Origin of the sequence: Siphonobacter sp. BAB-5385 (assembly GCF_002261125.1) — a bacterium.
Lineage (GTDB): Bacteria > Bacteroidota > Bacteroidia > Cytophagales > Spirosomataceae > Siphonobacter.
On record NZ_NMPS01000073.1, the window covers coordinates 25947 to 47214 of the forward strand.

Consider the following 21268-nt stretch of genomic DNA (forward strand, 5'->3'; position numbering starts at 1 on the left):
CAAAACTACGATTTACTGAGCAATTATCGTACAAACTTATAGGTATGTACGAAATAGCTTTACTATAATAATAAACATTCAATGACACGAATGCAAAGTATTTTACGTGACACATAGTAGTAATTATTGTGTTTAATATCATATAGCAATTATTAAATATGATTAAATGAGTTTTAATAATTAATTACAAAACATAATTGTAGTATTAATACTACAAAATAAATCAATAATTACTACAACACAATTATACATTACACTATTGGATGGATTCCAGGCATATTTTTGATCAGGGCTACAGGCATCGTGCTAGTCACTATATCGTACATTTCTTACGCATTGAGCCTTATTCAGGTATCTTGATCATTCGTTTAACCATTTACTTTAGAGAAATACTATTCTTGATTACAGTTATTAAGTGAATAGAAAAAAGAGTTGCCTGTAAAACAACAGGCAACTCTTCAAAATGATCAATGAAAACATTATCTTATTTGAAAACTTTTATCAAAAAACATGATTAATACCCAGTCCAATTAAATAATATTTATGTATTAAGTTGTTTAATTACTTAACTAATGATTAAATCATCTATTTTATTATGAATTAGATGATTTAATAAAGTAGCCACTGAAGCTTTTAAATAAATATTATTTACTAATACAATTATGAATAGTACCCCTGACTTATACTCGAATGAGGCTTAAATATTCTTTGATCTTATTTTACTTTGAACTCATTCATGTTTTGTACTATAGTTTTAAGCGTTTAAAATAAGTATAGATTAGCGTATGAATCCAATGCTACACAAATAATAAAGGGCAACAGGCAAACAGTGCTTTATTAACTGAACTACAAGGCAGGGCTCGAACCTGCGACCTTCCGGCCTGTCGGCTCGGATGTTCTAACCGAAGGATCACTGTTTTACGGCACCTTTAAGGGTATAGAAGGGTAATAAGCTCGGGGCAAAAATCTGCTCTACCTACTGAGCTACCTGGCTGGCCAGAGCGATCGAACCGGCGACACGAAGCAACGCCGCGATACGACACCTTCTTTTTCTTTTAACGGGTGGGTTGTAATGATTCAGGAGTAACCAGCGATTCGGGTGGGTGACCTTTCGGAGGATTCGAACCTACCTACTGACTTGGTCAATAGGTTCACCCTCAGTAGATTCTATACGAAGTAACCCGTTTCTACGATATCCTTAGAACTAACGTTTGCTACCATTCAGTAAGACATCAAGCTTGGCAAAGCTTTATTTCAATACTAGGCGGTATCCCCTCAGGCATAAAACATGGATTTTACTTGAATACTATAATTCGTTAAGACTTTATCTAATTTTGCCTGAGTCGAACTACCTCCTGGCGTACTGCCCTCAAAACGATACAGACACGCTTTGATGACTTGTACGATCTTTTGTTTATCTGCTTCCCTTACTTCTTCTTTTTCCGTTTGCTGTCTTTTTATTTCCAGACTAGCCTTTGCAAGTTTGATCACCTCAGATTCAATACCAAACTGCTTGAAGAGATCGTCGATCCAAAGCTCTGGCACTACTTGCTGGCTAGCTAATTCCGCGGATAGCAGTCCCCGAATGCAGTAAAACGCTACTTTATACGTAAACTTCTGATCGCTTTCCAGCTTGTAAAAGTGACTCTTGGCCAACGAGAGGTAATGATAGTAGAGAGCTTTAAAATTGATATTTTCGGTAACTTCCCTACGGAATGTAGTCCAATCGGGTAGTTCATTCCAATACATCAGATCGGCTCGCACCCACTCAAAAACTGTAGGGTTACTTTTTTGTAATAATCCAAACATCTTATCCAGACCATACGAGACAAAATCCAGTTCTCCATCCATTACCTCCCATACATCCCGCTGTTTCTTAAAATCAAAATAGTTTGTTTTGGCCGGAAGGTGGAAACCTCGCACATCAAAGTCACTATCAGGGCTGGCAATTCCCCAAAGCCGGCTTCCACTTTCAATGTAAAAAAGCGGAATTTCGCTTTTGTCCATAAAAAGGCTAGCGATTCTATTTTTCATACAAAGTCATTTAGAAAAGTAACGAACGGAATAAGGAGCAACGGGCGAATCGGGAGCGGGGTATCGCTAAGAGGACTCGAACCTCCATCCTGACCGAAGTCATAATGCCCCCCCTACATGCTGCGAAGTATCCCGATGCTACGGCATCCTTTGGGCTGAGCTTCTAAAGCTTAGACCGTACCGTACTAAGCACAGTTACGTGTGAAAACCTTACCGTTACGCGTTATCAAAAGTCAATAATTCCTAATCATTTCCAGAATTGACTCACCCTTTTCAAGGGCTTCCAGTACCCCGAAGATTTTATCACTCCAGCCCGCAATCAGGTATACATCCTTCCGGAGGACTTGTAGGGGCGTTTTGCCGTAACCACTTAAGTCAAACAAATACAGACGGGCTGAAGGGTGAATCTCCTGTTTATACTTCCCCCACAGGTTACTTAGCTGATCACTCCCTGAGCCGCTGTTCCAGAGCTGCAAATCCGTGAAAAACATGATTTTATCCATTTTCTCGTGGCGGTCTATCAGTTCTTTTAATACCAGATAGCCATTAGTAGCATAGCCTACCTCTCCCTCTCGTTTATAGAATTCATGCACATTGGCGAGTATTTGATTTTTAGGAACCTGGATTCGCTTCCAGCTATCGCCGAACATTCCAACCTGTACATTCCTGCAACGGGATTGTAACAGCATAGCTAGCATCAAACCAATATCGTAAAGTAAGATACTGGACTGCGGTGAAACAGGCTTCTGCATCGAGCCCGATACGTCGCAGGCTAGCAGTACGCGGGTATGTTCATCGAAACCCTGAATCCGACGGGCACTTTGAACTACGGCCTTTTCCAATCCGTCCAAAACTTCTCCTACGTACCCTTGACCACTGAAGACTTTTTCAATCCAGCTTTCCTGCTTATGACGCTTCATTTCCGTTCCCTGTAACTCACGATAAGCGGCTAAATAGCGGAAGGGAAACTGCTTCGACCGGGCGACCTGTTCAGGCGAGGCTAAAGTATTGACGGCTTCTTTCAGATGTGCATACGAGACCCCGGCTTCGATCACATTTCGCAGGTTTCGCAACAAAGCCATATATCCCAGTTTGTTACTATCGATCAGTTCTTCCCACTTTTGTTGAAAGGCAGCTTCTTTATCCGTGGCTGATTTAAACTTTTGCTGCCCCAACGCTGACAATTCGGTTTCCCAGGTATAGGGTACAGGTAATGTGTTGGTTACTATTTGATTGAAAATTTCCTGTTGAGCTGGATTTTTAGCTTTGGGATGAACTAAAAACAAGGCATCCCGCAGTTTGATAGCCGTATTTCGATTGTATTTAGCAAATTGATACGCATCAAATTGGTTAAACGCCGAAGCCAGCCCTTTTTGCAGTTGCTTCGATAACCGATTGAGTTTTTTCAAACCGGTCCGTTCGTTTAGAGCCTGATAGCAGGCCAGTAGCTCCGTGATTTCATCGGCACGGGCAATGACCCGCTCCGTCGTTCGGGCGACGAGGTCATCCCCGGAGTGAATGCGGGCCAATTCTGCCAGTAGTACCAGAGGAGCCGAACGCAGATACATCTGATGCCGGGCGTAAATGGCTAGTTTTGCTACAAAACCCGGATCATTCTGAGCAATCAGATTGCGTATCCGAATGAGTCGCTCATCATTGGGCTCGTAAAAGGTATCATTCAAAGACCAGGTTACTACGGTTGAATACAACTCCAGAGCTGGATTCATGCGGTAGGCTTTCGCTCCTTCATGGTTCAGGATCGGCTGACTTTGTTGAGGCGTTGTATTGAATTTCATAACTGTCTTTGTTTTCGTTGACGATACAAAGGTTTAAGGCTACTACGCAGTCTTTGTGCGTAGTAGAAAATAATTTCTAATTTTCTGAAAATTTTTTCTCATGCCGCTCAATCGCAACGCCCTCATTCGCTACCGAACCATTGATCAATGTCTGCAGAATCGATACCGCACGTGGACTCTGGAGGATTTGATGGAAGCCTGTTCACAAGCCCTGTACGAGTATCAGGGCCTTGAAAAGGGGGTAAGCCGTCGAACCGTTCAGTCCGATCTGGAGATGATGCGAAGTTCGAAACTGGGCTATGAAGCTCCCATTGTCGTAGTGGACCGTAAGTACTATATCTACGCCGATAAGCATTTCAGTATCACCAACATTCCTTTGAATGCTCAGGATATGCAACTTCTGGGGGAAGTGGCGGGTTTATTACAACAATTCAAAGGACTGAACCACTTTGCGGACTTGCGGGAAATGGTTAGTAAACTGCAGGACAAGATCTACACCCAGCAAACGAGTAGTTTACCCGTAGTGGATTTTGAAAAGAATGAGCATTTACTGGGATTGAATTACATCGAAACTATTCGGAAGGCCATTGTTTCAAAAACAACGCTTTGTATGACGTACCAATCCTTCCGGGCCCGGCAGTCGGCTACGTTCTGTTTTAGTCCGTATCTGTTAAAAGAGTACCGCAACCGCTGGTTTGTACTCGGGCAATCGCATCAGAAACGTAAGCCAATTCTTACATTAGCCTTAGACCGGATTCATGCCTTGCAGGAAGATTTGCATGAAGCCTATCGCCCCAATGAGATCCTGGATTTACAAACCTTTTATTCTGATGTAATTGGCGTAACCAAGACCCCTGGTCAGAAAAACTGTGAAGTGGTTTTCTGGGTAGCTGCCTCCAATGCCCCCTATGTGGTTACGAAACCCCTGCATGCGTCGCAGGAGTTGCTCTCTAAAGATTCTTCCGGTTCAGTATTTCGCATCCGGGTTATTGTTAACTTTGAACTGGAACGGGAGCTCCTTGGCTTTGGCGGGAAGGTAAAAGTGCTACGGCCCCGCATGCTAAGAGATCGCATGAAGAAGAACGTTCAGGCCGCCCTGGAACATTACCAGGAGGACTGTTCATCCCGGGTAATTGAGCAGCCTTCCAGCCAAAATGAACTGCTATAATTGGGGTGAATGTAGAACCAGAAACACGGCTTGAAAGTGTATCTTGAACTTGTAACAAAAAGTTAACATTTTCGCTTTATCTTCGGACAAATTACTTTCCCTTTTTAAGCGTGGTCCATTCCTGAGTGAGCGTACATGTTAGATCAATACCAACAACAGCATCCCTATCTACTGGCTTTAGATTCCATCATTTTCGGCTTTGACGGCGAAGGCCTAAAAGTATTACTCGTGAAGCGGGGTATCGAGGCCGAAACCTGGTCGTTGATGGGTGGATGGCTGCAACCGAACGAAAGCCTGGAGGACGCTGCATGCCGCATTGTTTTTGATCTGACAGGCCTTACCAATGTGTATCTGGAGCAACTGTATGCCTTTGGGAATCCTACTCGCGACCCTATTACGCGTACCGTATCCGTTGCTTACTTTTCGTTAATTAAAATCGATGAGTTTGAAGGAACCTTGTCCAGTACGTTCCAGGCTCGCTGGTTTTCCATTTATGAGTTACCTCCCCTGCTCTTCGACCACGGAGATATGGTAGATCTCGCCCTGAAGCGACTTCGCTACAAAGCTGCTCAACACCCCATCGGTTTTGAGCTCTTACCCGAAAAATTTACAATTCCCCAATTGCAAAAACTGTACGAAGCGATTTATAATACGGAATTTGACAAACGCAACTTTAGTCGTAAAATCCTGTCTACAAATCTGTTAACCAAATTAGACGAAAAACAGAAGGGATATTCCCGGCGAGGGGCTTACTTATATCAGGTCAATTCCAACAAATATCAGCTTACGCATAATGCGTTTCTAAACTTTATTCCCAGTCCGGAACTAAGCCTTTAACGAATCTATTTTTAACTATTCGTATATTTTTTTCAAAAAAGTACGAGTAGTTCGTTGTGCTTTTCAAAATAAGTGTCATTTTTACACGTAAAATTTACGCCCCGTTTTTATCCCCCTATTTACTATAGATACAGGTAAAAGAGTTTCAGGGTCGCTTTGCGGATGATGAACTGCCAAACCCGGTAAAACAGATATACGCCTGGTCACTGACGTTTATTCTGCGAAGCGATAATCCGGTTGCTCTTAAGCCTTCATTCGTTTGTATAACACACGTATAACTCTCTGTTCTTTTAATGAAGCGATTATTATTCCTGTACCTGCTGCTATTGGCTCCTTTGGCTAAAGGCGACGATGGGTACCAACTCTGGCTCAAATACGACCGGATTTCAAATGCTTCCCTCCGGACGTCTTACACCCGATCCATGCAGTTCATCGCAACGGAAGGTTCATCTCCCATCCTGAATACGGCAACGGACGAATTACGGCAAGGTTTGAAGGGACTATTGGGACAATCCATACCGTCCGTACAGGCTTCTGGCAATCGGACTGGCGGAATCCTGCTACGGATTACGCCGATGGGTGCGGATGTGAAGGATCTTACTGCTGAAGGCTACCGTATTGTTAAACGGCAGGGTAACCTTCAGATTGTCAGCCAAACAGATGCGGGTGTCTTATACGGTGTCTTTGCCCTGCTGCGTCAGTTACAGGTGAATCGGCCCCTGGATTCACTGGTTGTTGTTAGCCGTCCGAAAGTAAAATTTCGGATGCTTAATCACTGGGACAATCCCAACGCAACCATTGAGCGGGGCTATGCGGGGGAATCGATGTGGAAATGGTATGAATTACCAGAAACCATCAGTCCACGGTACCGCGATTACGCCCGGGCGAATGCTTCCATAGGCATTAATGGAACGGTGCTTAATAATGTCAATGCGAGTCCTCGCCTGCTGACGGGCGAATATCTGAAAAAGGTAGCCGCTCTGGCCGACGTATTCCGACCTTATGGTATCAAGGTCTATCTATCGGTGAACTTTGCAGCCCCCAAAATACTCGGCGGTTTAAAGACGTCGGATCCTCTGGATCCGCAGGTTCGCCAGTGGTGGGCTAACAAGGTGAAAGAAATTTACCAGACCATTCCAGATTTTGGTGGTTTTCTGGTGAAAGCCAATTCGGAAGGCGAGCCCGGTCCGCAGGATTATGGTCGTACGCACGCAGATGGAGCCAATATGCTGGATGAAGCCATGAAACCGTACCCGGGTGTAGTCATCTGGCGAGCTTTCGTGTACAAAGCCGACCCCAACGCCGATCGCTTCAAGGCTGCGTTCGAAGAGTTTGTACCGTTTGATGGCAAATTTGGCTCCAAGGTGATCGTACAGGTAAAAAACGGTCCGATTGATTTTCAGCCCCGCGAACCTTTTTCACCCATCTTTGGTCGGATGCCCCATACGCCCCTGGGCATGGAGTTTCAACTTACGCAAGAATACCTGGGTTTTGCTACCCATCTGGTGTACGAAGCTCCCCTGTTTAAAGAGTGCTTGGACGCTGATACCTACGTTTCAGGGAAAGGATCGACGGTAGCCAAAGTAATTGATGGCAGCTTACACGGGTATGAACGAACGCTGATGGCGGGCGTAGCTAATACGGGCTCGGATCGCAACTGGACGGGTCATCCGCTGGCTCAGGCAAACTGGTATGCCTTTGGAAGACTGGCCTGGGACCATTCCCTAACTTCAGAGCAAATCGCTGACGAATGGATTAGGATGACGCTGACCCATGAACCCGTAGCCGTCCGCCCGATTCGTCATATGCTGCTCCGTTCGCGGGATATTTACGTCAATTACAACACGCCGATGGGCCTTTCCCGGCCCTGGGCAGGAGTACACTTTGCTCCCGAACCCTGGCAAAACAAAAGTCCCCGTCCGGACTGGACTGCCGTTTATTACCACCGGGCAGATTCCCTAGGCCTGGGTTTTGACCGCACCGCTAGGGGTAGTAATGCACTTTCCCAATATCACCCCGAGGTTCAAAAAGGCTGGGCGAATGCAGAAACCTGTCCTCTCCCCTACTTGCTCTGGTTTCATCATGTTCCCTGGGATAAACCCCTCTCCTCGGGTCGCACCCTCTGGGATGAACTTTGTACACATTTCTATACGGGTGCGGATTCCGTACAATGGTTGCAGCGGGAATGGGCTCAGGTTAAACCAGCCGTTGACCCTGTCTTGCATGCCGACGTCGCAGGGCGGCTTCGTACGCAATATGAGGAGGCCATCTGGTGGCGGGATGCTTGGGTACTTTATTTACAGGAATACGCCCGGCGTCCTATTCCGGCTCCATTTCAAAAACCCAAACGGACCTTAGTAGACGTGAAGGAATCGGTAAACGTTTATTTGCTACGGTAAAAAATTCCTTCGTTGAAACCGGTTCAAAGAAGTACGTAATTCGACGTTTTACGCTCTTTTAAAGGCTTTGAGATTTCGATACGCATCCGTTCCCTCGAACTAAAGCATTGTATCGAAATCTCAGAGCTTATTTTTTATGATTTTATTCCAGGAAACAGGCCTTTACCATGACATCAACGGCGATTTTTCGATGGGAACAGAATTCCAGGAATGAATACATAAAAAAAGAACCCGGACCTACTTCATCAGCGGATCCGGGTTACTAGGGTTTACTTTTTATAAATCCGGTAAAGTCTTCCCTGATCAGTGATCGCGTACAAGGCTCCATCTTTGCCCTGGGTTACGTCACGGAAACGTTGACCTTCTTTATCCAGCAGGCGTTCTTCACCTACCACTTTATTGTCTTCAATCACTAGTCGGACAATGTGCGTGCTACTCAGTCCCCCGATGAACAGGTTGTTTTTCCATTCGGGAATACTGTCACTGTTGTAGAACGTCATACCGCTGGGAGATACCACCGGATCCCAGTAGTACACGGGCTGTTCCAGTCCTTCCTTCTGCTGAATGGCCGCTCCTACTTTTTTACCGCTGTATTCAATACCGTAGGTGATGGTAGGCCAGCCGTAGTTTTTACCCGGTTCAATCCGGTTTACTTCATCGCCACCCCGGGGTCCGAATTCATCCTCCCACAGATCGCCCGTAACGGGGTGAAATGCCAAACCCTGTACATTTCGGTGACCGTAGGAATACAATTCTGGTTTGGCTCCAGCTTTCCCTTCGAAAGGATTTCCTGCCACGGCTTTTCCTTCTTTTGTAATCCGAATGATTTTACCGAGGCTTGAATTAAGCTGCTGAGCCTGCGGCCGGGTAATGGTATCCGAACGTTCGCCCGTACTGATAATCAGGTTTTCCTGTTTGTCGAATAAAATGCGGCCGCCGTAGTGTAAGTCCCCTTTGTACGCTGGTGTAGCCCGGTAAATGACGGTTGCACCTTCAATTTTCTTTTCGTCAGCGGAAAGCTTTCCTTTAGCTACTGCCGTTAGGTTTCCTTCGGGTAGTTTTTCCGAAAACACCCAGTATACCATCCGGTTTTGCTCAAAGGCAGGGTCTACCCGTACACCCAGTAAGCCACCCTGGCCATCCGAATTGACGGTTGGAATACCCGTAATGGGTGCACTCAATTCACCACTAAGTTTGGCAATTCGCATCGTACCTCCTTTTTCGGTGATCAGCAAACGGCCATCGGGCAAACTGGTAACTCCCCAGGGATTTTAAGTCCTTCCGCAAGTACTTTGCCTTCGTAAGCGGTTTTTGATTTAACACCGGCGATTCGCGTCTGACCCGGGAAAGCTGGTTTGTAATCGGAGTTGGGAGCATTGGTTTCAACCGGAGCCAGGGTACTATCGGCCGTTGCGGTCTCCGCATTTTTACTATTGCTTTGCGAGCAGGCGGCTAGAGTCACCCCTGCACCAGCAATAAGAGCCAGAAAAGGTTTAGTCATTGGTTTATGTTGTTCTACGGGTGTAATGGAATTTGAAGGATGAGCTTCCGACACGTTCTGTCTACAAAAATGGTAGGAAGATCCTGAAATCTAACCTTCACGGGATGGATTGACTTGAAAATTTATCAAAGCGGATTCTGTACGTACGCTAACGATGAAGCAGAGGCAAAACATTCTTATTAAAATTCTGTCTTCTAAAATGGATCTGATTTTGACAGGGTCATTACCAAACCTGTCTATTTATTACTCGAAAAGGGATAGGGTATATTGATAAACGACCCCCTCTCCAAACCTCATCTTTCCGTTTTCCCTGCTCATTTTCTGTTCAGAGTACTACAAAAGCAGTACTTTTCACTTGTCTACTCGTTAAGTCGCTGACTACTAGACATTGCCTGGGTGAACGCACATTTTTAAAAGTTTAGTCTAAAACTCACCTTTCGAAGATTTCATTTTTCGGAATACTTCCGGGCGTTTTTAAGTCGCTGTACTGGTCAGGTGTTGGGCTTATTAAGGGATAAGGTTTTCTGTTTTAGATGCAAAAGTCTTAGTCCAAAACTCACCTTTATGAGAGAATAGGGTTCTACCTGTGTCCGAAAAAGGCGACAAATCTTTAAAAATAAGATAAAATGTTGCTAGTCCAAACCTCACCTTTATCTTAGTCTAAACCTCACTTTTAAATACTTCACTTTAGTCCAAGCCTCACTTTATACCTAGTCCATCCCTCACTTTTATAAACCCTGAATTAGTCCATCACTCACCTTTACTTAGTCCAAACCTCACTTTTTGGCTCATAACTTTCTGTATAACAGATACTTATGAAGTCTAAAATCAATCAGAAATATTTGATAATAAGAATATATCAAAGACTGATCGTATCATTTAAAGTGGATCATCTCTCCTTTTCTCACCATACGACACAAAAAAAGAAGACCGACAACTAAAAAATTAGTTTTTAGCTAGCAATGCTTTTTTAAAATTCCGTCCAATTACAATGACACATGGAAATAAAAAGCTTAGTATTGTCTTTTAATTTTGACAAACCTCCTTACCCATGTTATCACACGACGAGGTCCTTCACTTTTTCAAGAAGAAAACGGCCCTATCCATGTCAGTCATTGAAAAAGAAGCTGGCCTTCCCGTTAGTACTTTACCCAAGGCATTAGCGGGTCAGCGTACGCTGAATCAAAAACACCTCAAAGCTCTGGAACCCGTTTTGCTACAATATGGCCTCGAAGAGTTTAGGGATCGGAAAGCTCGGGTGATCAGTATTGTCAATCACAAAGGCGGCGTTGGTAAAACGACCACTACCATTAATTTGGGGAGTGCTCTGGTACTGGCAGGTTATCGGGTACTGGTTATTGACATTGATTCCCAAGGTAACCTTTCTCAAAGTCTAGGACTTGATAATCCGGAAGTGCAGCTTTACGAAGCTCTCTTGCAGGGCAAATCCTTACCTATTGTTCCCATCGTTCCTAATTTTGATCTGGTTCCCAGTAGTCTGGAGCTAGCTAAATACGAACGTGAACTTACGCACTCTCCTAGCGGTGCTCTACGCCTGCGTACGGCCTTAAATGCTGTACTCCCACAATATGACTATATTCTCATTGATTGCCCGCCTGCGTTGAACGTATTTACGAATTCAGCCCTGATTGCCTCCAACGCTGCTCTGGTCACGCTGGAACCCGAAACGTCGGCCATCAAAGGAATCAACAACCTTTTTGAATTAATTAATGAAATTCGTCAGTTCTTCAACGAGTTTTTGAGTATTGAAGGTATTCTTTTCACCCGCGTAGACCGTCGTCTTGTCCTTCACAAGGAACTTATCCAAACCATTCGGCAGGATTTACAGGATTTTCGCGTATTTGATACTGAAATTCGTCTGAACGCAGCTTTGAAAGAATCTCAGTACGCACAGGTTGATATTTTCCGCTACGCTGCCGGCTCTCCCGGTGCTCAGGATTACAAACAGTTAGCCCAGGAACTTCTCACGCCCGTAACGAAATAATCCGTATGAAGAAAATTGTCAATCAATTCGGTACAAAGGATCTCATCAAAAAAGACAGTGGGTCGCTGGTTCAGCAGGAGTTAATCAAAAACCAGATCACAATCATTCCTGAACTGGAAACACTAATTCCGCCCCTGCTAGACGATGAATACAAGCAACTTGAAGCTAATATTTTACGGGAAGGTTGTCGAGAACCCTTACTGGTTTGGGAAACTCCCGCCAGTAGCGTTCGGAATACGGATGATACTCATTCTTTATTTGTACTCGTGGATGGTCACAACCGCTATCGAATCTGTAGCAACCATGGTATTAATTTCCGGATTCTTCTCAAAGAATTCCCTGGGCTAGAGGAAGTTCGAGCCTACATGATCGACAATCAGCTCGGCCGCCGGAACCTGACACCCGAGCAAACCTCGTACTTACGCGGACAAAAATACCTGTCCCTCAAGAAAGACAGCGGTCGTCCCGTGGGAGAAACCGCTGGAAAACGCACGGAAGAAATTCTAGCGGAGCAGTTCAACGTCAGTCCCAAAACCATTCGAACGGATGCTGAATTTGCCAAAGGATTGGATAAAACTTCGACGGACCTGAAAAAGGAAATTCTTTCACGGAAGTCAAAGGTAAACAAGGGAGATATTGTCAAACTAGCTGATACGCCAGCGTCTGATCAGCCCATTGCTTCTATAGAAGAGCTACAGCAGGTACTCAGTAAGAAGAAAAAGCCCGTAAAGGCTTCGCAACCGCAGAATGAATTGGTTCGACTTAAGCACCTAGTCGAGCAATTAGAAACAGGTTCTAGTAAAGCAACCTATCAGGAAATCATCGATCTGGCTCAATCGCTGCTGGAAAACTTTAAAATTGAAATGTGGTAAAATCTACCACATTTCAATTTTAGAATATTTGATTCATTGAAGAACGCTGATAAAGCATTCAACTCAAGTCATTTTATGGGCGAACCTAGTTACGTAATGTGGTAGATTTTACCACATTATTTTTTGTCTATATCTGACTTAAAGTCCAGAGTCAGCACTTCGAAAAAAGCCTTCGTCCAAACCTCACCTTTTGAGATTCTCACTAATGTGGTAAAATTTACCACATTAGTAGTCGAGTGGTAAAAACTAAGCTTTCTATTATTCCCGACATTCAGTCTGTTAATAAACTGACACTATTTGAGCCGTTCTATAGATAGGTGAGATCCGTAGCTGGAAAGAACCTGCTTCTGTTCAATCAAAATAGTAAGGTTAGCGACCGTTTGAACTGCAAGGATGAAAGCATTCGGACCATGTCTCTTACTTATTCCTTCTTTTGCGATCAAGATTCCAGATTTGATTAGGATAAACATTTTGAAAACGATTCGAGTTAACTAGAACTTCCTATCGCTCGGAATGAAGCCTGTACTACTCTACAGAAGCAAATAAATGATTCCAGCATAGAACCCCTTATTAATGTGGTAAATTTTACCACATTAATCTAAGTCCTTGTCATACAAACCTCTACCTAAGTGTATGACGCGAAATAAATTCTTGCAATTAAAAGTGAGAAAAAAAGGAGAGGTCTCACTTTTAATCCGTACTTTTCCGTCTGAGAGGGAATAACCTATGGATAATTCGGTAAGTTTTCAGAAACGCCTTAATAACTTTCAGCCTAATTTCATTACGGAATCAAAGCAACAATTCTCGGAATTGGAGAAGCGGATTGTGGTTATGATTATCAATCAAATTCGTAATGTCAAAGATTACCAGGAAGGGCAAAACTTACGTTTTACGATTCCCATTACGGAATTAGCCAAGTCCAATAACTACCGAAAGCTGTATCAGGCGGCTAAATCACTAACGGATAAAAAGATTCTGTACGAAGACTTCTCCAATCCCAAAGCTCCCAGTTTTGCCTCGCTGGTCCCTTTTCCGTTGGTACGGACGGTTAATGAAGACGGTCGAAATTTGCTTGAGATTACCATGCTGGCAAACGTAGTGCCGCAATTCATTGAATTAGGTAGTCGATACACCAAATACAGTATTGACGTGATGCTTTCGCTGGAGTCGGTGTATTCCCAGCGAATTTATGAGTTAATGATGATGTACTACAACCGCGGACAACGCGTGTTTACGTATTCCGTAGACAAACTCAAATTCATGCTCAATTGCCCCGATAGCTACAATTTCAAGGAAATTCAACGCTGGGCACTGAAAGTAGCACAGGCCGAATTGTTCAACAAGGCCAATATCATCTTCGAATACGTTCCCAGTAAGAAAGACCGTAAGAAAATTCTCGAACTGGAATTCACCATCAAATCATTCATGGATGTAGCTACCGAGGCCGTTGAAGAGGAGATGGACAGTTTTTACCAGGCTTCGGAAACCAACAAGTACCTCGTAGCCCGCAACCTTCTCGAAACGCAATACACGTTTACCCAGCAGCAGATCGAAGAAATTCTTTCTTTCCCGGAAAAGCTTGAGAAGTTTGTCAAAGTCAATTCTGAGATTGAAAATGGAAAGATTGTGGTAAAGACTTCCAAAACTCAGTACATGGCTACCGTCCTCGGGTACAAAACGCAGAAAGGTGAGGTTCGGACTAAGTCCAAAAAGCCTTGATGAAAGTGAATCGCAGGACGAAGAGGTATGTAAGTAATTTACTCAGGCACAGTTTTTTATAGAGAAATACTCGTGTACTACTTGAGGCTTAAGCCATCTTCGTAACTTTCATTCGCTTTATGTAAATAGAATTTAACTCGTCTGCCCGGTAAGCCTGTACTAAAGGAATAGTGTAAAAGGCAGTGTACATTTTTCTTCCCCATTGACGATGATCGAAAGCTGGTGCTCCCCGGCATAGTATATTCGCGTGGTGATAGGTCGGAACGCATGACGTCGTATTACGGTACTCGATTCGTTCGCAGGATACAAGCGTTCACTAATTTTAAATACTTTACGACTCAACTGTCCATTTGCTTTACGGAAATAAATGCCGTATTCCAATCGCACCGTATGAGGTCGTGTTTTTTGATTCGTCAATACGAATGAAAAGGTTAGTGATTCACCCATACGCACTTCTTTTGTTAAAAGTTGCACATCCGTTAAAGTCAAATCTTCACTTTGCAGTCCATAATAGGCTAATGCTTCCGGATAACCCCGTTTCAAAAGCGTACGACAGGCGTGTTTAATCAGTGCATCGGTTTGAGAACTATGGCCCGCCCACTGACGGGCTACTTGCATAACCACTTCCGGGTGATCTTTGGCGATGTCGTTGAGATGATTCGCTACACTGCGACGAACCGAATCAGAAGAATCGTTTTTCAGGTTTTCCAGGATCGGTAGCGTAGGCGAGGGGTCTTTTTTAAGGGCCGGAATACCAATCCCCCAGGGTAAACGCGGACGACTGCCCTCGCTAGCCAGTCGCCGAACCTGTGGCGAAGGATGCTGCGACCAGCGAAACATTTGCTGAATCATGGCTTCTGGGTACGTCAAAAGGAAAGGACGCACGGCAAATTCAGCACTGATTAGCTGCGTTGTTCGTTCAAACAAGGCTACAGAGGTAGGAAAGTCGGAAAGCCCGTAAGTAGCAATATACTCGGGAAGAAAGATATACACCAGACTATCCCCGCTAGTTTGCTGCTTCAGTAATTTTTCTACGATGGTTAGTAGATAAGGAGCCGCTGTTTCGAAGTTTTCGGGTAAGAATTCATGCAATACGTGGCTCGTATGCTGCATCCGTTCTTTCCAGGCCATAGCGGCGAACGCAGGAGTGAAAATGCGTTGTAAGAAGAGCTCTTTCGTAAAGTCAGGCAATGTTTCCTGCAGAAGCTCCGTAAAGTGATCAAAGAACTCAGGCGAGTAAATATCTTTTACTAAACTCATCAGTAAATCGTGGATAGGTTTGTTGACTAGGGGAGTTGCCTTGTACCTATTAACAAAAGGCAAGTGGTCGTACATAGGAGTATAGGACACGTTGGAAAACTAACGATTAATCCCCAGATATGACGTATGGCGACCAACGTGTATGCGTAAAATTGGAGAGAAGTTACCTTACCTATTCAAATACTTGTTTTTTCTTGCCGCAATAAAGCTTCAAAAAAGAGCTAAACTTTTTTTAGTAGCCTGCAACATTTTCATTTTTTCCGGCTCTTTAGCCTGAAATCAACCAATCATTTCCAAAGATCCAGGCCAATCCTGGTACGATCACCTTCACACCCTCCTCCTATGAAATACGTTTTAACCATAGCCACACTGGCTCTATGGCTGGGGCAAGCTTTGTCCCAATCCAGCCACAGCCACCCCGGTACGTTGAGCGGTACGCTCCTGGATTCCACGACGCGGCAAGCCATTCCCTTTGCGAACATCGCTCTGTATGAGCAATCCCGCTTGATCAGCGGTACCACTACGGATGGAGTGGGGACTTTCAAGATTACCAATGTCCCCTTGGGTACGTATACGCTCACAGTGACATCCGTCGGCTATCGTAAACACAGTCAGTCGATTCGCCTAACCGCCCAGCACCCGCATTTAACAGGTGCTAGTCTAAACTTAATTCCGGAAAATCGAACGCTCAATGAGGTAACCGTATCGGCTCAGAAAGCCTTAATTGAGGATAAAGGAGATCGATTGGTCTATAATGCCGAAAAAGACATTTCCAACGCTGGGGGCTCCGCAGCTGACGTACTGCGTAAAGTACCTTCGCTCAGTGTGGATCTGGACGGTACCGTGCAAATGCGGGGTAACAGCAACATTCGTGTACTAATCAACGGCAAACCTTCGGCTATGATGGCCCGTAACCTGGCCGATGCCCTCCGCCAGATGCCCGCTGATAACATTCGTTCCGTAGAGGTGATTACCAGTCCCGGTGCCAAATACGACGCAGAAGGAGCGGCCGGAGTAATTAACATCATTACCAAAAAAGCTCTGCAGGGATTCAATGGTTCGGTTATGGCTTCCATGGGAACCCTGAACCGCAGCGTCAATGGAAAATTGTCCCTTAAGACACCCAAAATCGGCTTTTCGTTGTCGGCTAATGGATACCAGTTCCGCAATATCCGGGAAGCCGAGCTGGTACGTACTACCTTAGCCGATGGGAATCCGTTAAATATCCTTCGACAAAGCAGCCGAGCCGACAACACGGGTACGGGAGGAAACGGCGAATTAAGTCTGGATTATGATCCGGATTCGACTCAGCATATCAATTTTTCGGCCAATGGCTGGGGTGGTTATTATCCCAATACTAGTCAGGTCATCAATCAGCTTAGCGACGGAGGCGGTCAACCCTTGCAAGCCTTTCGCAATGACATTCGGATGCGGAATCCGTACGGGAACAGTCAGTTCGACCTTGGTTATACCAAAACCTTTCGCAAGCCAAATCAGGAATTCTCCCTGCTAACGCAATTTAGCCGTATGCCCGACAATTATTTCTACGATACGGACCGCTATTCGCTGGAAGAGCAACTGCTATCACGGGAACGGAGTACCAACTATAGCCGTAACAAAGAATACACGTTACAGGCCGATTATACGCAACCGTTTCAGGTACATACCCGGCGGGATACGTTTGATTTGAAACTGGAAGTCGGGGTAAGAGCCATTCAACGAAATATTGGTAGTGAATTTCGCGTTGAGCAGTCGGCAGATGAACAGTCGCCCTGGGAAGTGGATCTGAGTCAATCCAATGATTTTACCTATCTGCAACGCGTCTACGCGGGTTATTTGGCAGTGCGGGCAGAAACCAAGTCCAAGCTAAGTTTTAACCTGGGTACACGACTAGAGCATACTGCCATCTTAGGTGATTTTTTAAGTACAAAGACGAGCATAGCCAATGCGTATACAAATCTGATTCCAAGCTTTACCGTTTCAAAAACCTTCCGTACGCACACGTTTAAGGCCAGTTATACGCAACGCATTCAACGTCCGCAGCTTTGGAATCTGAATCCCTGGGTTAATTCCAGTGACCCGAGAAACCTGCAAACAGGTAATCCGTATTTGCAACCCGAACTCAACCACGGCGTTGAATTAGGTCACAGCAAAACAACCTCATCAGGTTTATCGATCAATTCAGCCCTGTACGGACGGCTGACAAACAATGCCATTGAGTACATTCGAAGGGTGGATGATATGGGCATTTCAGTGAGTAAACCCGAAAATATTGCCCAGCGAAAGTCCTTGGGATTAAACGTAAACTTGTCGGGACAAGTCAATAAGAGTTGGACGTTAAACGGAGGAACAGACCTGCGATACGTCGATTTGTACAGCCCCAGTCTTCAACAGGGTAATTCCGGCACGGTAGTGAATATCAATGTTAATAGTACGTATAAATTACCTAAGAATTATACCTTTCAGGCCAACGGTAATTTTAATTCGGGCTGGATCAATATTCAGGGAACCGGTTCGAGCTTTTTTTGGTACGGCTTCGCTCTCAAACGGGAATTCTGGGAGAAAAAAGCCAGCTTAACGCTGGGAGTAAATAATCCTTTCAATCAGGGAATGCGGCAAACGTATCGGCAGATTTCACCCACGTTTGTATCAACGTCACAATCCTTTTTTGTGAACCGTTCGGCCCGACTAGCCTTTGAATGGCGGTTTGGTCAGATGACTGCCGTAGGCAAACAAGGTCGTAAAATTCGTAATGACGATGCCGGAGGGCGTTGATTAACGATCAAACTCTTCTAGGAAAGGCTCTTGATTTACGTGTGAACAATATAAAAATTTTACAAAGCATTTCCAGAGTACGTACAGCCATACATACTCTGGAAATTTAACTATTTATTCATAGTTTAAGTACTTATATATGCCGTTAGGTTGTAAGTATATTTTTAAGGTGTATTAGAAGCTATTCTTCTCAGAACTCTTACGGAACTGCCTGTAATGCACAAGTCAGCCTGGTGAAGTAAAGGGTAGGAGAGTTGATTTTGTTAATGATGAAATCCAGTAAGCTTAGGCAATCCATTAATAGTCAATAGCTTCTTTTTATTTATCTGCTGTACGAATGAAATGGCTTCGATCAAGCAGGCCTGTTTTGTTAAGTACCATCCATTTTAATAGGGAGCTTACAGTTGAAGGTGGTAACTGATTTTCCAGAAGAAATCAGGGGCCATTTGATTTTTCGAAGCAAGGATGCCAATTTGCAGCTCAGCTCCAGGGGTGGTCTACCATTCCAGAAGCTGAGATCCTGTATGAACTAATCATCCTTCAAGCGTGAGTATACAAGCCTGGACCGTAGCCGGTTTTTTAGTTGTGGGTATGTGGCTGAGCGTCAAAGCCGGCAAATTAACGATTCTTGGGGCTTTGACCGGGGGCATACTGGGCGGGGCCATTTATTCGGGAGCCGGTTTGATGGGGCTGAGTATGCTGGGAGCTTTTTTCGTACTGGGATCGCTGGTAAGCTCATTCCGGTTTTCTGATAAAGCCGCCCTGGGATTGGCGGAAGCAAATAAGGGGCGACGGAAAGCCAGTCAGGCCCTGGCCAACGGTGGAGTAGCTGGTCTCATGGGCCTGTTGAGTTGGGCCTATCCCGCCCGGACGGAACTCTTTCAACTCATGCTGGCCGCCAGTTTTGCCTCGGCTACGGCGGATACCTTTGCTTCTGAACTCGGTAATATATATGGTCGAAGCTATTACAATATTCTTACCTTAAAACCCGATACCCGGGGACTGGATGGCGTCATAAGCCTGGAAGGCACACTGGCAGGCATCGGAGGGAGTTCCATCATAACGGCTCTGTACATCATAGGACAGGGCTGGAGCCCGCTGGCGGTAGTCGTCTGGGGAGCGGGTATACTGGGCAATCTGGCGGATTCGGTGCTGGGAGCCGCCTGGGAGCGAAAAGCCTATCTCTCCAACGATGCTGTAAATTTTTTAAATACGCTCATTGCTGCCTTGATTGCCGGAGCCCTATATCTGCTTCTGGTTTAGCGTAGGCTCTATTCCAGCGTCTTTACGGAGCTAAGTACCGTCACTTACCACTGGACCATAAATTCCCCCGGATCTTCACGAAAAGTAGCCGTATGGCCCATAAGGCAAGATAAGTATACGACTTACCCTGTATCTTCGCCCCGAATCTTTCGGTAATTCAGCAGACAAGCTGCGGCTCATTTTGTGGAAAGAGGGGCGTTTTTGAAACAGGCTCATTCTTTTAAGCGGAAGCAGTAAAACCATCAAAAGAGTACAGAGACGCGAGTCAACAAGATCTCCTGAACGAAGCCGGAAAATTCATCACCCTTAAACCATCACTAATGGCAACTGGATTGCTAGCCCTTTTAGATGACGTTGCCGCCCTGGTGAAAGCCAGTGCCGCCAGCTTAGACGACGTTCCTACTCAAGTCGCTAAAAGTACGGGGAAAGTTTCGGGTGTCGTCATTGACGATACCGCCGTGACCCCCAAATACGTGGTAGGACTAGATCCCTCCCGTGAAGTGTCGATCATTTATCAGATCGCCAAAAAATCATTAATTAATAAGGTGCTCATCCTTACGCCGGTAGCCCTGTTGCTGGGTTTCTTTGCTCCCTGGATCATTACGCCCATTCTGATGTTGGGCGGAGCGTATCTGTGTTTTGAGGGCTACGAGAAGGTGCATAGTATGTTTAGCTCGCATGGCAATGCACACGGGGATTCGGAGGATGAACTCAACGTCATTACGCCCGAAGAACTGGAGAAAACCCGAATCAAGGGGGCCGTACAAACCGACTTTATCCTGTCATCAGAAATCGTTGCTATTACGTATGGAACCGTATCCGATCAGCCCCTGGTGACGCAGATTGCGGTTATGTTTTCCGTAGCAATTTTCATTACCGTAGCCGTATACGGATTCGTAGCCTTACTGGTTAAAGCAGATGACCTGGGCGTATACCTGGCTCGCGAAAACCGACCTCCTGCGATTCGTAAGATAGGCGTGGGGCTGGTTCGCTTTATGCCCCGTTTTCTAACCGTTCTGGGATACGTTGGTACTGCGGCCATGTTGTGGGTGGGTGCGGAGATCATTTCGCACGGCATCCCCGTATTGCATCATGGTCTGGAGGCTATTGAGCACGCACTGGCTGACGTACCGGCATTAGCCTGGGTGGCGAAAGTGGTAGCTAGTGCCCTGGGTGGTTTGGTTATCGGAGCGATTATTGAAAAAATCGTAACGCTGGTTCGTAAGATTCGTAAGTAAGGATTCTAAGACTTCCTTATACAGCCCGAAAGTGATGAACTTTCGGGCTGGCTGGTAGGCGGGCGGGATTTTGAGCTTCTGACCACAGCTGACAGTTACTGATTTGAGGAAGTTGCTGCCTGGAATCCATACGGACTGGAGGAACAACCGTTGTATCGGGACGAAATTAGATTAGTTAATTCGGCCATTAAAAAAGCATCAGATACGTCATCTGGAGCACCTTTCGTATAGCCAACGACGCAGAGCATAGTTTTCAATGATGCTTTAAAGCGTATACTAGTGTACGTTATGAATACTGAATCTGTGACGATTTACGTATGTAATCGAAAGCAAATACGCGTCTTCAGGGTAAGTATACAGCAATAACGAATAGACGCTGAAATTAACTCAATTAGGTATTG

12 protein-coding genes and 1 pseudogene are annotated in these 21268 nt (G+C 45.1%); 9 read left to right on the forward strand and 4 right to left on the reverse strand.

What is annotated here, in order from left to right; all coding sequences use genetic code 11:
• Positions 1-1275: 1275 nt before the first annotated feature.
• Positions 1276-2034 carry a nucleotidyltransferase domain-containing protein gene (locus BWI93_RS07210; RefSeq protein WP_094809625.1) on the reverse strand — a complete coding sequence of 253 codons (759 nt, stop codon included), beginning with the start codon at positions 2032-2034 and terminating at the stop codon, positions 1276-1278.
• Between the two features lie 233 nt (positions 2035-2267).
• A complete protein-coding gene (locus tag BWI93_RS07215) occupies positions 2268-3830 on the reverse strand; it encodes a TROVE domain-containing protein (protein WP_094809628.1) in 1563 nt (520 codons plus the stop codon).
• A gap of 100 nt (positions 3831-3930) precedes the next feature.
• Here BWI93_RS07215 and BWI93_RS07220 point away from each other — a divergent pair, with 100 nt between their 5' ends.
• From BWI93_RS07220 to BWI93_RS07230, 3 genes are all read left to right on the forward strand, one after another.
• On the forward strand, positions 3931-4998 hold the full coding sequence (locus tag BWI93_RS07220) for a YafY family protein (protein ID WP_094809630.1): 1068 nt from the start codon (positions 3931-3933) through the stop codon (positions 4996-4998).
• Between the two features lie 135 nt (positions 4999-5133).
• Positions 5134-5835 (forward strand): NUDIX domain-containing protein, encoded by a 702-nt coding sequence (locus tag BWI93_RS07225; RefSeq protein ID WP_094809632.1) that lies wholly within the window; start codon positions 5134-5136, stop codon positions 5833-5835.
• Positions 5836-6128: 293 nt separating this feature from the next.
• Entirely contained in the window at positions 6129-8234 is a 2106-nt protein-coding gene (locus BWI93_RS07230) for an alpha-glucuronidase family glycosyl hydrolase (RefSeq protein WP_094809634.1), read from the forward strand.
• A gap of 269 nt (positions 8235-8503) precedes the next feature.
• Here BWI93_RS07230 and BWI93_RS07235 read toward each other — a convergent pair.
• Positions 8504-9735, reverse strand: a pseudogene (locus tag BWI93_RS07235) (PQQ-dependent sugar dehydrogenase).
• 1051 nt (positions 9736-10786) lie between these two features.
• On the opposite strand from BWI93_RS07235, the gene BWI93_RS07240 reads away from it, so the two are divergent.
• The 3 genes from BWI93_RS07240 to BWI93_RS07250 all read left to right on the forward strand — a co-directional run bounded on the left by BWI93_RS07240 (position 10787) and on the right by BWI93_RS07250 (position 14331).
• The gene (locus BWI93_RS07240; RefSeq protein WP_094809636.1) at positions 10787-11740 is read left to right on the forward strand and encodes a ParA family protein; all 954 of its coding nucleotides are present in this window, start codon (positions 10787-10789) and stop codon (positions 11738-11740) included.
• 5 nt (positions 11741-11745) lie between these two features.
• Complete coding sequence (locus BWI93_RS07245) at positions 11746-12612, forward strand: hypothetical protein (RefSeq protein WP_094809638.1); 867 nt, start codon at positions 11746-11748, stop codon at positions 12610-12612.
• 726 nt (positions 12613-13338) lie between these two features.
• On the forward strand, positions 13339-14331 hold the full coding sequence (locus BWI93_RS07250) for a replication initiation protein (protein WP_094809640.1): 993 nt from the start codon (positions 13339-13341) through the stop codon (positions 14329-14331).
• A gap of 159 nt (positions 14332-14490) precedes the next feature.
• Here the strand turns inward: BWI93_RS07250 and BWI93_RS07255 are convergent, their stop codons facing one another.
• Positions 14491-15591 carry a DNA alkylation repair protein gene (locus BWI93_RS07255; RefSeq protein WP_094809642.1) on the reverse strand — a complete coding sequence of 367 codons (1101 nt, stop codon included), beginning with the start codon at positions 15589-15591 and terminating at the stop codon, positions 14491-14493.
• Positions 15592-15933: 342 nt separating this feature from the next.
• Between BWI93_RS07255 and BWI93_RS07260 the strand changes: the two genes are divergently transcribed.
• The 3 genes from BWI93_RS07260 (at position 15934) to BWI93_RS07270 (ending at position 20867) form a co-directional block, all read left to right on the forward strand.
• On the forward strand, positions 15934-18366 hold the full coding sequence (locus BWI93_RS07260; RefSeq protein WP_094809644.1) for a TonB-dependent receptor: 2433 nt from the start codon (positions 15934-15936) through the stop codon (positions 18364-18366).
• A gap of 546 nt (positions 18367-18912) precedes the next feature.
• Positions 18913-19629 carry a DUF92 domain-containing protein gene (locus BWI93_RS07265; protein WP_217902244.1) on the forward strand — a complete coding sequence of 239 codons (717 nt, stop codon included), beginning with the start codon at positions 18913-18915 and terminating at the stop codon, positions 19627-19629.
• 320 nt (positions 19630-19949) lie between these two features.
• On the forward strand, positions 19950-20867 hold the full coding sequence (locus BWI93_RS07270; protein ID WP_094809649.1) for a DUF808 domain-containing protein: 918 nt from the start codon (positions 19950-19952) through the stop codon (positions 20865-20867).
• Positions 20868-21268: the final 401 nt, after the last annotated feature.